The organism is Yersinia bercovieri ATCC 43970, assembly GCF_013282745.1.
GTDB lineage: Bacteria > Pseudomonadota > Gammaproteobacteria > Enterobacterales > Enterobacteriaceae > Yersinia > Yersinia bercovieri.
In genome coordinates this window covers 4,086,101-4,099,450 of sequence record NZ_CP054044.1, presented here as the reverse complement: position 1 = coordinate 4,099,450, position 13,350 = coordinate 4,086,101, and the positions used below count along the sequence as shown (strand labels likewise).

Genomic DNA, 13,350 nt, shown 5'->3' with positions numbered 1-13,350 from the left:
CCGTGGAAGATGACCAGCCTCAGTATTATTTGCCGAACAGGCTGAACAAGATGGCAGAGATAGCAATCAGACCCATGATAACCACGAATACGTTACTGATCTGGCCACTGTATTTGCGCATCGCTGGCACTTTATGGATTGCGTACATTGGCATCAGGAACAGCAGCATGGCGATAATCGGGCCACCCAGAGTCTCAATCATGCCCAGAATGCTTGGGTTCATGGTTGCAACGATCCAGGTTGTTACCAGCATGAACAGCGCAGTTATGCGGTTCAGTTTGTCATGATTGATGGTTTTGCCCTTGCTACGCAGAGACTTAATCATCATGCCGTTAAAGCCTTCACGTGCGCCCAGATAGTGACCCAGGAACGATTTGGTGATAGCGATAAAGGCAATAACCGGTGCCATGTAGGCAATGATTGGGGTATTAAAGTGGTTAGCCAGGTAAGACAAAATAGAGATATTTTGGCTTTTCGCTTCTGCCAAATCAGCCGGTGACAGGCTCAGAACACAGCTGAAGACGAAGAACATGACCGTGACAACCATCATGATGTGAGCAAAAGCCAAAATGCGTGAACATTTTTTCTCAGCATCAACGCCGTACTCTTCACGTTTTGAGACCGCAAACGCAGAGATGATCGGGGAGTGGTTGAATGAGAACACCATGACCGGAATAACCAGCCACATGGTCATCCACAGGCCGCTTCCGGTGCCATTGCCGTCCATTGATACGTGCTCGAAGATGGCACCAGACCAGTTAGGGATCAGGTACACCGCCAGCAGCATCAATGCCGCAACAAATGGGAACACCAGGATGCTCATTGCTTTTACAATGGCGTGCTCACCAAAACGCACGATAGTCATCAGGCCAATGATAAGAATCAGTGACAAGATGGCACGTGGTGGTGATGGCAGATGCATCTGGTGGGTAATGAAGCTATCGACGGTGTTGGTAATCGCGACACTGTAAACCAACAAAATTGGGTAGATAGCGAAGAAGTAAAGCAGTGTAATCAACTTACCTGCGCCGATGCCGAAGTGCTCTTCAACCACTTCAGTAATGTCTTCACCTGGGTTTTTACCTGAAAGCACAAAGCGGCACAGACCACGGTGAGCAAAGAAGGTCATCGGGAAAGCAATGATGGCCATCACAATTAGCGGTAGCAGACCGCCGATACCCGCATTGATTGGCAGGAATAATACACCTGCACCTATTGCTGTACCGTATAGACCCAGCATCCACATGGTGTCACTTTTACGCCAGGTAGATGTTGAAACTTTTCCCGTGGAGGCAAGGGTGCCTGCTTGAGTAGTGTCCATGAAAAATCTCCATAGTGAACACGTTAATTTAAAATTAAGAACCGAAAGTTAGATACCTGTAGTGCATTATTGAGTTTCACTATCAGGTGAAAAATTCAGTCAAAACGATTCGGTTAAAATGAGTGCCCTGGTTATTACTTTGGTGCCGTAGTGGTGCTTTATATCTAAAAAATAGAGTGCAAAATTTAACCAATATTCGGCGCGTAATTCGCCTTATTGGCTATTTTTGTTGTTACCGTGAGCTTGGTAGTTTTTGCTGGCGGCAAGATAACGATTTGTAGTGAAAACTACCGTGATCCTGCTCTCAAATGCTTAATAAACTCGTTTTAGGTCACTTGTTGCAAATTTACAACTGATTGTTACGTGAATGTTTAAACTTCATCACTAAAGGTGCTTAAAAGTCTATTTTCATTTATGGTCAATAAACAAACAGTCTATTCTTTATCGTCCATCTCTTGGCGTGCAATATATTTTAACCATGATGATGGATCTAGCATAATTCAAATTTTTCGCTGATTTATTGATGGATATCATTAGTTTAAAATAGAGGAGTTAATTCAATCTATTGATTTTTATGTATTTATTATATTATTCTGACATACAAGCAATTTATGAATCTGATGTTAATATAATCAGTCGAATATGAAATCAGCGCTGTGGATTATCGTAGGTGAGAATAATCTAGCGATGAATATCGGCATATTTGTTATGGAGTTTTTTACAGTCGGTAATTTGTCAGACAAAAGCTTCCGCTATTCTCTTATTTAAATGGGTTAAAAGAAGGCTAAATGTTAAATTAATTTACCTTAAATTCAGCGCTTATCGGAACCAGATAAATAATGAAATTGTGTTTTAAAAATTTCAAGATGGGAATATTGCTTAACCATAAATAAAATATGGTTATTAGGCGGGATTTATACAACCTAAATATAGTCAGATTTTTGCCTAGTAATTCACGGGTAGAGCAAACCACCCGTCGAAGATAAAAATAATATTTTTACTATGTAATTCAAGGTTAACAGTCGATCTTGATGCCCTGCGCTAAAAAGAACTGACTGAATTCAGCATCAGGCTGACGGTCAGTGACTACTGCATCAAAGAGAGTCAAAGCACCTATACTGGCGGGCTTTATGTTGCCAAACTTACTGTGGTCGGCGACCAGAATTTTATGCTGAGATTTGGCAATGGCACGATGCTTCAACAGGATCTCATCGAAGTTGAAACAGGTTGCGCCATACTCAATTGAAACTCCCGCCGCCGAGATAAAAGCTTTATTCGGGCAGATATTATCCAGTTCATTATGCTGGCTGATAGGGGTGAAAATATAGTTATTGGGTTTGAACTCACCGCCACACAGGATGACTTTGCAATTGGGCTTATCTTGCAGGGAGAGAAAGGTGTTAAGGGAGTAACAAATTGCGGTAAATGTTAGTTCTTCATCGATCTCGTCAATGATTGAGGGGATGGTGGTACCGCAGTCAAAAAAAACGGTATCGTTTTCCACTATCAGGCGAGCTGCTAACTGACCAATGCGCCGTTTCTCCTCAACCTGCTTGGCCTGTTGATCAGAGACAAAATAGCTATTGGCATTGTTGCTTTTGGGGTCCATCACCACATACCCGCCGAGTAAAATAACTGCGGTCGGTTCGGCGCTAAGATCCCGCCGGATGGTCATCTCTGAAACCCGTAGCAGGTTTGCGGCCTCTTTTAGATGGATTTTATCGGAACGCTTTAGGACCTGAGTAAGTTTATTAATTCGTTCTGCACGGCGGGTTTCCATAAGAGATTCCTGAAAAAATTTGCTATACCCTGGGCTGCAAAACAGCACAGGGCAATAAATAAGCCCGGTATTAACCGGGCTTATCATATGTTAGTAGCTTGACTCGGCCGCTTGCTGGCCTGAAACGATAGCAACCCCAGAGCTGGTACCAATTCGAGTTGCTCCTGCCTGAATCATTTTTTCAGCAGTGGCTCGGTCACGAACGGCACCGGATGCCTTAACCCCCATCACCGGGCCTACCGTGGTACGCATCAATTTTACATGCTCCTCTTTAGCGCCACCGGTGCTGAAACCTGTTGAAGTTTTCACAAAGGCAACATCTAACTCACGACACATCTCACACACCTGGACGATTTGTGCGTCGCTGAGCAGGCAAGTTTCTAATATTACCTTCAACGGTGTGGAGGCGCAATTATCACGCACGGCCTTAATATCGGCTTTGACTTCAGCTATTTTTCCGCTTTTCAGCCAGCCAACATTGATAACCATATCAATCTCTTGTGCGCCGGCATTGATAGCCGCTTGAGCTTCAAACGCTTTTGCTTCAGTCAGACCCGCACCCAATGGGAAGCCAATGACTGAACACACTTTAACTGGGCTGCCGGCTAACTGCTGAGCCGCCAGTGGAACATAACCTGAGTTCACACATACAGCATAGAAATGGTGTTGTTTGGCTTCTTCACACAGCTTAATAATTTGTGCTTCGGTGGCATCCATTGCCAAGAGGGTATGGTCGATATAATTAGCGTAATTGATTGTCATGATTATTATCCTTTTGTTTATCTGTAAGTTGGCTCTGTTGTTATAATGGTAACATTTCTTGGGGTAAAACAAAGCTAACATTCACTGGTTACAATGATTTTTGTTATTTAAGTAACATTAATAGTGAGGGGGAGATAGGTCTGTTTGTTATTTATTGATTTAAAAATATTTTTTAACGTGGGGGTAAGCTGAAAACAGTGCCGATCATTATGGGGCAATCGGCAATGTGAGATAAATAACGTGGCGTTGTTAGCTTCTGACCCACCCGCGACTGATCGGTAAGGCAAAACTCAGGTGATAAAGGCGCTTCATGCCACTCGAGATAGCATCTCCGAATAGATTCCACACTAACTGAGCGAACAGGCAACCGATAATCCCTAGCAAGAAAGCCCCCACCATATCTAATGGCCAATGAACCCCCAGATAGACCCGTGACCAGGCAATGGCAATAGCTATCACCATCATTGTGATCGCGGGCCAGATTTTGTGCCAGAAAACAAAGGCTAAGGCGAAGGTAAAGATAGCGGTGCCATGGTCACTCGGGAAAGAGCTATCCGGGGCATGACTTAGATAATTATAGCCAAGGCCAACGGCAAAAGGCCGGTCGTGGGGGAGAAGCATGCCGATACACGCCGCTGAAAGCATGGAAAAAGCGAGAGCAATAGCTGCCTTGGAGACCATTGTGCGCTGTAAGTCCATGGTGTTTTTCGGCCCCCATAGCCACAAGCCTACCAGCAACACAGGAACAATCATGATCAAGTCACGTGCGATGAAGGTCGCAAAAGAAATCATCCATGGTGATGATGCGGGAGTCGCATTAATCATGGAAAAGAAAAAGTAATTCATTTGTTCCATTATTTTGTCCTTTAATCACGGTTGTAATAACCGCTAATCATCCAAAACAGAGCTAACTGGCTAAGCCATACCCACCAACCCGCCCACAGGTTGTGAGTCAGGAAGTGTGCGCCGCGCATAACTTGACCAAACCCCATCAACATGCCAAGAGTGACACCGACGAACCAACACAGGGTCGCCAGCCGTGGCCGCTCCGGATAAAACAAGAAAAACAGTGCCATAACAGCAAAACCGCTGGATGCATGGCCTCCAGGAAAGCAGTGGCCAGGGCCTGCACCGACAGGCGCACTCCCCATCAGCACATAACTGAGGGATTTCCCGCCATACGCCATCAGATCCCAAGGGCATGAGTGTGCACTGGTGGCTTTTAGAATGCCTATCACCAACGGGCCAATACCAAACAACAGCATACTGGTGACTATTCGCCCATTTCGGCGATAAAGACCCCATAACAAAGCCACCACAGCAGCGCTGATAATGGTGATTTTTAATAGCCGGTGATTCAGTAAATCCAGCCAGTAGTTATGTTCCAGCGGAAAGTTCCGCCCGACGGGATCAAACCAATAATTACTGATAAGCCAATCCAACTGCTCGTTGCGGGCTAGCCAGAGAAAGAGTAATCCACTGATTGCCAACCCAAAAGCCTGCCAAAAATAGAATGTTAGTGGCAATGAGTAAAGGGAGTTTGTCTTAATTGTTGGTGTTGTTGAGATGCTATTTAATGTTGGTGTGGTGGCCTCATATTGAGGCGCGTGTTTGCATTGAGGTGGGTGTTTGCTGGTCTTCACGAAATAACCTGAGCAGAAATAGGGAATGTTATTACTGTAATAATTTTGTCTTAAGAAAGCCTTAAGGGGGATATGAGGGGCAGAACTCAAATTCCAGGCAAGAAAAAACCCGATAGTCTCATTACTCTATATAAAACAACAATATACAATAAATACAATGAGTTGATTAGTTATTGAGGGGTAGTAAATACTAGGGAAGAATAACCTCCGCCGCCACTTTGTCGCCAGTGTATGCATCATTAGGATTTTTTGTACGTTATCTTCAAAATGTTAGAGGCATCTCAATTTTCAAAAGAGCATAAATCAGCTAATATACAAGCCATATATAATCCATCAGCTCAATAAATTAAATTTAGGATATAACTCTTGTGATAATATGTATTGACCATATCTTAGAAGAAAATATTAAATTTGTAATTAATAAAGATCAAATTTTTTCTGATTGCTGTGTGTGTGGGGGGAATCAGAAAATATGTCTTGATACTGAATCATATGATGTTCAAACAATGATGAAGTCTTTAATTCGCTATAATTATGATGAGTTTCAATATAACGACCATATTGGTGGAGATGAGACTTTTCATGGTTTGTTATTAGACGATGGATTTATATTTTCTGATGACGTATTATCCAATAATGAAGTATGTGATGACTTAAATGATGAGTTATATTCAATAATTGATGTCTACGGAAATATTCCAATTTTCGCAGGATACAGCGATGGTCAGCAAAATATGTTACTGGAAGCTATAAAAAACCAAGAAGTTAGAGGGATTAGATATTTACAAGAAAAACTAGAAAAAGGTAACCACTTCGAACATGAGGGATATATAAAAGAAATTATTTCTTCTTATGGTAATTCTTTTTTAAAGAAAATTACTGAAAATACTTTTTTTTATAGGGCGAGAGTTGGATATTCAAAATCTAAAATTGCATATGATGGATTTAATCGAAAAGGACAAAGTTTCTATGCCCCATATGTCAATGATGACATATCAGCGGTTCCACCACTGCTAGCAGATCAAGGTAGAGCAAACAGGGCAGGGGTATCTTTCCTATATTGTGCTACAGATATGAATACAGCCATTGCGGAAGTGAGACCTCACCCAACTGATATTGTATCAGTTGCTGAGTTTGTCAATATGTCTGACTTGGATGTTTTTGATTTTTCTTATCCAAACTTAATAGATTTTTATGATAGTGAGGATAAATTAGATAGTATGAGAATGTATGCAACAATGGCTAATATATTTAATAAGGCGACACCACCGTCCTTAAAAGGGCGTTATATTTTGTCTCAGCTTATTTCTGATTGTATTAGACAACAGGGTTATGATGGAATTCTTTTTTCAAGTACAGTAGGTGAAGGGAAAAATCTTGTGGTATTTACTCCTGAAAAAATGAAGTTCGTTGATGGTAGCGATAAAATATTAGAAGTGGAAAAAGTCGAATATACATCTAAAGAGTGTAAAGTTATAGGTAGAGATGATGAGTTCGAGGTCTATGTTTAAAATTATTTATTATTTAACACCTTGTGTTAAGGTTATGCGAAAATAGCCTTAATAAATATTAATTAGTCTCACATTGGCAATGAGATTTATATTTCAATGCCAATATTTATAGTTGCTAAAGGATTGAACTGCACTGCGGTTTCTAAGTGTTCTGGCGCGAAGTGAGCATAACGCATTGTCATCTGAATATCACTGTGACCAAGGATGCGCTGCAATACCAGAATGTTGCCCCCGGACATCATAAAGTGAGCGGCAAAGGTATGGCGCAAAACATGCGTGAGCTGACCAGTGGGTAACTTTATGTCTGTGGTGTTGATTGCAGCCATAAAGCGAAAATAGCACTCACTGAAAAGCCGATCACCCTCTAACGCGACTAACTCGTCATGAAGTTCTTTGCTGATTGGCACGCTACGGTTCTTTTTCCCTTTTGTTCTGATAAAGGTAATTTTATTCGGGCTGACCTGTGAGCGGGTGAGCTTTTCCGCTTCATTCCATCGCGCCCCAGTGCTGAGACAAACTTTTACTACCATTGGCAAATCTGCCCGGCCAAGACTACATGCGGCCAATAGAGTTTTAATCTGCTCATGGGTGAGCCACGCCATTTCTTTTTCTGCCACGGCGTACTTGCGCAGATTGTCTAATGGGTTCGGTAAGTTCCATTCGCCTAATCTGGCCAATTCGCTAAACATACCGCTTAAAAAACTTTGTTCCAGATTCACGGTTACCGGCTTTGCGCCTTTCTTCCATTTCTCAGAAAAGTAAATTTCGCCAGATAAACGTTTAGAGCGGTAGTGAGCAAAATCTTTGCCACTCAAACTATGAGCGGGGGGATTACCCAGCGCGGCAACTATCAATTCTAGTTTTTTATAAATTTTTTCACCGGCTTCCAGAGAACGACCATGCAGGTTGTACCAAAGTTCGGCAATCTCGCTTAATGTGCGGCGGTCTGGTGCATCACCCAACCAAGGCTTATTGTTCACCTGATCCATGGTGTAACGTTCAAAGGCTAAGGCTTCACCTTTCGTCGCAAACATTTTTCTCACCCGGCGACCTGTACGGCCTGCCGGGTAGCACTCACATAACCATTGGCCTGTTGGTTGTTTGCGTACTGACATTGAGAACCCCCTTGGAAGATAAAGGAGTATTTAACTGTATGCATAGACAGTGGTCAATGTTTGATTTGGAAAGAGTAAACAAGAAAGGGACGAGAAGTACTAGCGGGTAGCTGAGGTAACTACCCGCCAATATCAATTAGGTAAGTAACGGTATGATTGAGGCGCGGAAATATTTTCACCTAAAGAACTTAGCAACATAGGAGTCTCATATTTGCGAACATTGCTAATTTGTATGGCAACTGCACGTTCTCTACTATCAAAATAACTGTCGAAGAAATGTTTACTTATTCCAGCATACTTCTGCGTTTTTTTCCAAACGATTGATGGAGTATCTTCAATTACATCAGCTATGTCGAATTCACCGACAATCATGCCAATAGGCATCGTCGCATAAATAACAACTGATTTAACGTTGCTATTTTTGAAGACTCCTTTTCTGAACTCAAATCTTTTCGAGCCATCAAGAATTCTTTCTACGAATTCAGGTTTAATCGACAATAATACTTTCATCTATATTACCTAATTCTAATATTCTATTAAATTCTGCATCTGTTAATTTCATAACACCCCAATAGGCATTAGGATTTAACCCCGCTTCATTTATTAGTGTAGCACGATTTAAACGTTTCGGTAAAGCTGCGTTATATGTAAAACTTATTATATAAGGGTATTTTTTTGTTTTATAAAATTCACTTAATTCAGAGACTGTGAATACACTGAATTTAAAGCAGTAATCTATAAACTCCTTTTCACTAACGAATGAGTTTATATTTTTTACTTTTTCTACGACACAAAGAGATGTCGCTACAGATCTATAATGGGCAGGGCCTTTGTTATCACTTGTTCTATATATGACAATAATGTCATTTGGCCTCATTAGCTCAACATCTTTCATGCCACAAATATATATTTTTCGAATGCTATTTGCATGTGATACATCTTTTAATATATCTGGAGATTCAGTAACTAAAATTGAGTCAGGGAAGAGTCTCGTATGAAATTTTGGGTATATAGATAGTATGTATTTTTTCTCATTATTTCTATTGTTAATGTATGGATAGTCAGAAAATATATCTCCAATAATGTGGGATTTATTCATTTCTCGTACTAGAACGTTCTCGGTGCCATTTAATGAGGTTTTTTTACCATATCGTAAAAATCCATATTTTTGGAACAAGCGGATTAGAACATTATGTTTATCAAAAACAGTCACATATATATCATCGACTTTTTCTCTTAATGCATGGTCGAATATTTTTTTTAAAAAACGTTGACCTCGTGACGTTCCTTTTTGATTGAACTTAAACGTACCGACTTTTAAATGTTTGTTGGCTATTATGTGTGGCTCAACATCATCTACAGTGCCGGTCTCTACCTTTAAGTACATGAAGCCTTCTATATCATTGCTGTCAGAATACAGGACATAAGCATAGTCATTGTTAGAAGACTTTTTATTTTCAATCCATGTAAGGAAACCATGTATATAGTCTTGTTTCAATGAATCAAAAAAGACATCATCAAAGTTAACTTGACTGAAAGGGATATATTTTAAATTTTCCATTAATAACTCCTTGTTTTTTATGTATTATATTTTGTTTTTTTTAGTCTTTTCTATAAAGCATAAAATGAATAGCTATGTATAATAAGATAAGAGCCAATACACCATATCCTAGATAGCTACTTTTTATTTCACCTGCAGGTACATATTTCATTATGAATGAAATCGCAAGAACATAAAAAACATAGCTAAATACTTTTGTTATTTTTGCTTTAGTATTTTTAAATTTCACAACAACTGAAAAATCAGTTAAACGAGTACTTTCTTTTGGACTAAATTTCCAGTGATATATCATTGGGTCTTGTTTTTTAAATGAAATTTTCTCGGAAAAATATTTTGCCCAAGTTGTGGATTCTAGAATTCTACTGCCTTGAAAATCTCTACCTGTTAATGATGATTCATCAATCATATCTCTGATTACGAAGAAATGATATTTTTCAGGGGTGCATGCAGCTCCCGCCAGTGTAGATGAAATTTCAGGAGGCAAATTACGTTGTTCATTTATCCTGAAATCAATAATATCCGAACGTTCTAAATTGCTTTTAAGAAATGAATCATTAGGATAAAAAGTCTTGACGATTTCTCTTACTTCAGTTTCTGTAAGCATTAACCGAAATCTGATGTAGTGATCGTCATCAGAGTTAACCGAAAGGCACTCGTTTAGTTTAAATGCTATAAGAGTTCCATCGCTTCTATTCGTAATGCTCACTCGTTTATCGAGAGTCCCGTTAACGAATTCTAACTTCGTATTTATGACTAGACTTCCTTTATTGGTTAGCTCTATTTTTAGAAACTTACTTGCAATAGATTCACTCTTAATCAAGTATTCATTAAACACCGCGGTCACAAGATCTTTATTTCTGTCTAAACTCTCGCTTAAATCAATAAAATCATCTTTTTTCTTTTTAAACGGTAAAAAAATGCATATAGCACCTTTAGAGGCTATCTCATCATCTTTAGGGGGGACAAATGATAGTCCGAAGTCGAGGCAATATAATTTAGTTGAGTTTATTGCCCAAAAATTCACATGGAGTTCTTTTAAAAATGAAACATGTTCACTTCGATACATTTGACTACTATTGTAATCCCTACAACCCCACACCGCGAAACTTCGTGACATAACATTCCCCTAATATAGCTATAAAACTGTTAATTACAGATGTCGTTAATACTGTATTTAAAATAAAGTTGAACACTTTATAACAGACTTATAAAGAACAGATATATCGACTAAATTACAATCGAACGAATATTTTCCACCCTCAATCCGCACTTTGCCGCCCGGAAGACGAATAATATCCCGAGCACTGATTGTTCCCTCTATATCCACAACCCATTTACCATCCTGTACTTCATCGAACTTGCGGTCAGCAATATAGGTGATATCACCATCAAGGATAACTACCGGATCTTTCAATCCATCAGGCAAGAACGCCTTATCGAACATATAGAAATTTGAGTCGTAAAGTTTTCCATCTAATAATTTTTTGCGCGGAATTTGTACAACGTCATTCAGTTTGGCGTTTTCAAACATCACACCTTCACCGGTTGTTAACCATGATAGGGAAACACCGGTTTCAAGTGCGCCTTGAATAATCCATTCCGCAGGGAATATATCCCGCATATATCGGGTCGCGAGGGTACTTTTTGAAACCCCTAAATGATCACATAAAGCCTGCCGTGTAGTGAAGCCATAGGCCTCAATCAGACGGTCAATTGCTTTACGCCCTCCGCTTTTGAAATCCATAAAGTACGCCTCAACGAACAAAATCCATTTACAGATTCCTAAAGCGAACTTAAAGTGCATCCGTGAGTTCGTTTTGGGAATCACAACTGTTAAAAACTACTTATTACGGCTCACCACAAGCCAATCGGAGATGTTGCACTATGAGACCTAACATTTCAATCACTCTTCTGACCCCCCATGTCACAGTAGAGAAATATAGTGAATTAACGGGCTTAGATTCTGACACCATTAGAGCAATGCTTGCTGATGGTCGCTTGGTTCGTCATCGCCTGCGTAAAGATATGAAGCGCGAAAAAGTCATGATCAACATGGCCGCACTCACCGTAGATGCTCTCTCGAATTGTGATATTGCAATCGCCTAGTTCGATATTGCGTTATTGGGAGGGTATCGACCATGTTTGATTTCCAGCTTTCTAAACACCCGCGCTTTGATATGTCATGCCGTGCTTTCGCCCGGAATAACAATTTAACGGCGGTTGCCGAGCAAATCGGTATGAAGCCGCAGACCCTGCGTAATAAACTTAATCCTGACCAGCCGCACCAGTTGAGCTGCATCGAACTGTTGACGCTCACTGACATTACCGAAGATCCAACGCTGTTAGATGGCTTGCTGTCTCAACTGCAATGCTTGCCAGCGGTACCGGTTAATGAAGCCAATCCCGCTAATTTACCTATTCATACCTTGAGCGCGACGGCGGCAATCGGCGCAATTGCCGGTGAAACCGTCACCGCCGGGCCTATGACGCAATCCCGTAGAAACGCCATTCTTGACCGTGCGAATCAGGCCATTCGTGACCTGTCGCTGATTGTTGTCTCGGTTGAAGCGCGTTTCCAATCCACGCCAGCACTGGCCGCAGCGGTTGACTTTATCAGCGCTAGCGGACGGTTCCGGGCCTGAACTGAGGAACTTATGAAAGTTTTCGCTAACTACCTGAAACAACAATCACCCAGCCAACAATTAAGCCATTTTGACCACGGCTGGATTGAATTACCAAACGGCCAGCGCTGGCAACCTTGCGCCAGCCGAGTGGTGTTTCTAGGGGAATCACGTAAACCTATCTTTAAAACCAAGCGCCGCCGGTGGTGGTTCCGTTTGATGGGATTAAGGGGGTAACCATGTCGGCCAATAACAGCAAATGGATAGCCATTATCCGCAACAAAGTGACCGGCAGTCACAGCCGGGCAAGGGTGATATGGGAAAAACTCCCGGCACAGCACCGGGGAATTTTACTCCACTCCGCAGGGATGAAATCAGAGCACTGCCGGTATCTGTGGGATGATTTTTCCCGTGAAGAATTACATCAGTTGCAGCGAGGGATTCAGCGATTACGGGCGCTGGTAGATACGTTCGGCCAAGTCGGTACGTTAGATTTTGTGAAAGGGAATAAGTGCAACCGAAAGCCGCAGCATCAACCGGCACCCGTCAAAACTTACGGCCCGGAAATGATTACAGCCCAACCAATGGTCAATATTCATTACAGTGATAATTAGGAAATAGGATGAAAGTAATCGCAGTAGATAAAGCGGGTTTGATGGCAGATTTTGACCACTGGGGTGTAGCCCATAATTATGCTCAATTTTTCTTGGGTAAATGTCGTTCAGTGGGCAACCGTATTGAATTACAGCCAGTGATGTTTAATGACACCATGCATTTGACCAACCCCCATCAATGGTTTGCGGCCAATGCGGCATTTTGGGGCCGGGCATATCGTGAGGCGGAATCTAAGAGTGATCAAATTGAAGCGCTAGCCTCTATTCGCGCCATTTTTTATATATCCAGTGCGCTGGGGCTAGGTGTCGTCACTTGGAATATTAATAACTGGTGGATTAAAACCATTGAGATCCACGGGCTAGTACAAATTAACCACTCTTGTGCCTCAGCCAGCACTACGCCACACCTGCATTAATTAGCC

16 protein-coding genes are annotated in these 13,350 nt (G+C 41.3%); 6 read left to right on the top strand and 10 right to left on the bottom strand.

The window, feature by feature from the left end:
- Nucleotides 1–25 precede the first annotated feature (25 nt).
- The 5 genes from HRK25_RS18555 to HRK25_RS18535 form a co-directional block, all read right to left on the bottom strand.
- Complete coding sequence (locus HRK25_RS18555) at nucleotides 26–1,321, bottom strand: HAAAP family serine/threonine permease (protein WP_032898261.1); 1,296 nt, start codon at nucleotides 1,319–1,321, stop codon at nucleotides 26–28.
- A 1,015-nt stretch (nucleotides 1,322–2,336) separates the two neighbouring features.
- Nucleotides 2,337–3,101, bottom strand: coding sequence for a DNA-binding transcriptional repressor DeoR (gene deoR / locus HRK25_RS18550; protein ID WP_032898262.1), 765 nt, complete (start codon nucleotides 3,099–3,101; stop codon nucleotides 2,337–2,339).
- A gap of 90 nt (nucleotides 3,102–3,191) precedes the next feature.
- Complete coding sequence (deoC, locus tag HRK25_RS18545) at nucleotides 3,192–3,863, bottom strand: deoxyribose-phosphate aldolase (protein ID WP_005276247.1); 672 nt, start codon at nucleotides 3,861–3,863, stop codon at nucleotides 3,192–3,194.
- 249 nt (nucleotides 3,864–4,112) lie between these two features.
- Entirely contained in the window at nucleotides 4,113–4,718 is a 606-nt protein-coding gene (ybjG, locus tag HRK25_RS18540; protein WP_005276249.1) for an undecaprenyl-diphosphate phosphatase, read from the bottom strand.
- Between the two features lie 11 nt (nucleotides 4,719–4,729).
- Nucleotides 4,730–5,389, bottom strand: coding sequence for a phosphatase PAP2 family protein (locus tag HRK25_RS18535; RefSeq protein WP_005276254.1), 660 nt, complete (start codon nucleotides 5,387–5,389; stop codon nucleotides 4,730–4,732).
- A gap of 485 nt (nucleotides 5,390–5,874) precedes the next feature.
- Here HRK25_RS18535 and HRK25_RS18530 point away from each other — a divergent pair, with 485 nt between their 5' ends.
- A complete protein-coding gene (locus HRK25_RS18530) occupies nucleotides 5,875–7,017 on the top strand; it encodes an RES family NAD+ phosphorylase (protein WP_005276259.1) in 1,143 nt (380 codons plus the stop codon).
- Between the two features lie 86 nt (nucleotides 7,018–7,103).
- On the opposite strand, the gene HRK25_RS18525 is transcribed toward HRK25_RS18530, so the two are convergent.
- From HRK25_RS18525 to HRK25_RS18505, 5 genes are all read right to left on the bottom strand, one after another.
- Nucleotides 7,104–8,132 carry a phage integrase gene (locus HRK25_RS18525; RefSeq protein ID WP_005276262.1) on the bottom strand — a complete coding sequence of 343 codons (1,029 nt, stop codon included), beginning with the start codon at nucleotides 8,130–8,132 and terminating at the stop codon, nucleotides 7,104–7,106.
- A 132-nt stretch (nucleotides 8,133–8,264) separates the two neighbouring features.
- Nucleotides 8,265–8,642, bottom strand: a complete 378-nt coding sequence (locus HRK25_RS18520; protein WP_032898263.1) for an ASCH domain-containing protein — start codon at nucleotides 8,640–8,642, stop codon at nucleotides 8,265–8,267.
- A complete protein-coding gene (locus HRK25_RS18515; RefSeq protein ID WP_005276270.1) occupies nucleotides 8,620–9,693 on the bottom strand; it encodes a hypothetical protein in 1,074 nt (357 codons plus the stop codon). Before HRK25_RS18515 ends, HRK25_RS18520 begins: the two co-directional genes overlap by 23 nt.
- Before the next feature lie 40 nt (nucleotides 9,694–9,733).
- Entirely contained in the window at nucleotides 9,734–10,810 is a 1,077-nt protein-coding gene (locus HRK25_RS18510; protein ID WP_005276272.1) for a hypothetical protein, read from the bottom strand.
- Nucleotides 10,811–10,867: 57 nt separating this feature from the next.
- Nucleotides 10,868–11,437: a phage repressor protein CI gene (locus HRK25_RS18505; RefSeq protein ID WP_005276273.1), complete on the bottom strand. Its 570-nt coding sequence runs from the start codon at nucleotides 11,435–11,437 to the stop codon at nucleotides 10,868–10,870.
- 140 nt (nucleotides 11,438–11,577) lie between these two features.
- Here HRK25_RS18505 and HRK25_RS18500 point away from each other — a divergent pair, with 140 nt between their 5' ends.
- Genes HRK25_RS18500 through HRK25_RS18480 form a run of 5 tightly spaced genes read left to right on the top strand, consistent with a single transcriptional unit; the run spans nucleotide 11,578 to nucleotide 13,344 of the window.
- Complete coding sequence (locus HRK25_RS18500) at nucleotides 11,578–11,799, top strand: hypothetical protein (RefSeq protein ID WP_005171278.1); 222 nt, start codon at nucleotides 11,578–11,580, stop codon at nucleotides 11,797–11,799.
- A gap of 32 nt (nucleotides 11,800–11,831) precedes the next feature.
- Complete coding sequence (locus HRK25_RS18495; RefSeq protein ID WP_005276278.1) at nucleotides 11,832–12,335, top strand: phage regulatory CII family protein; 504 nt, start codon at nucleotides 11,832–11,834, stop codon at nucleotides 12,333–12,335.
- A 12-nt stretch (nucleotides 12,336–12,347) separates the two neighbouring features.
- Nucleotides 12,348–12,551 carry a phage filamentation protein Fil family protein gene (locus HRK25_RS18490; RefSeq protein WP_005276280.1) on the top strand — a complete coding sequence of 68 codons (204 nt, stop codon included), beginning with the start codon at nucleotides 12,348–12,350 and terminating at the stop codon, nucleotides 12,549–12,551.
- A gap of 2 nt (nucleotides 12,552–12,553) precedes the next feature.
- The gene (locus HRK25_RS18485) at nucleotides 12,554–12,928 is read left to right on the top strand and encodes a hypothetical protein (RefSeq protein WP_005276282.1); all 375 of its coding nucleotides are present in this window, start codon (nucleotides 12,554–12,556) and stop codon (nucleotides 12,926–12,928) included.
- An 8-nt stretch (nucleotides 12,929–12,936) separates the two neighbouring features.
- A complete protein-coding gene (locus HRK25_RS18480) occupies nucleotides 12,937–13,344 on the top strand; it encodes a hypothetical protein (protein WP_005276285.1) in 408 nt (135 codons plus the stop codon).
- Nucleotides 13,345–13,350: the final 6 nt, after the last annotated feature.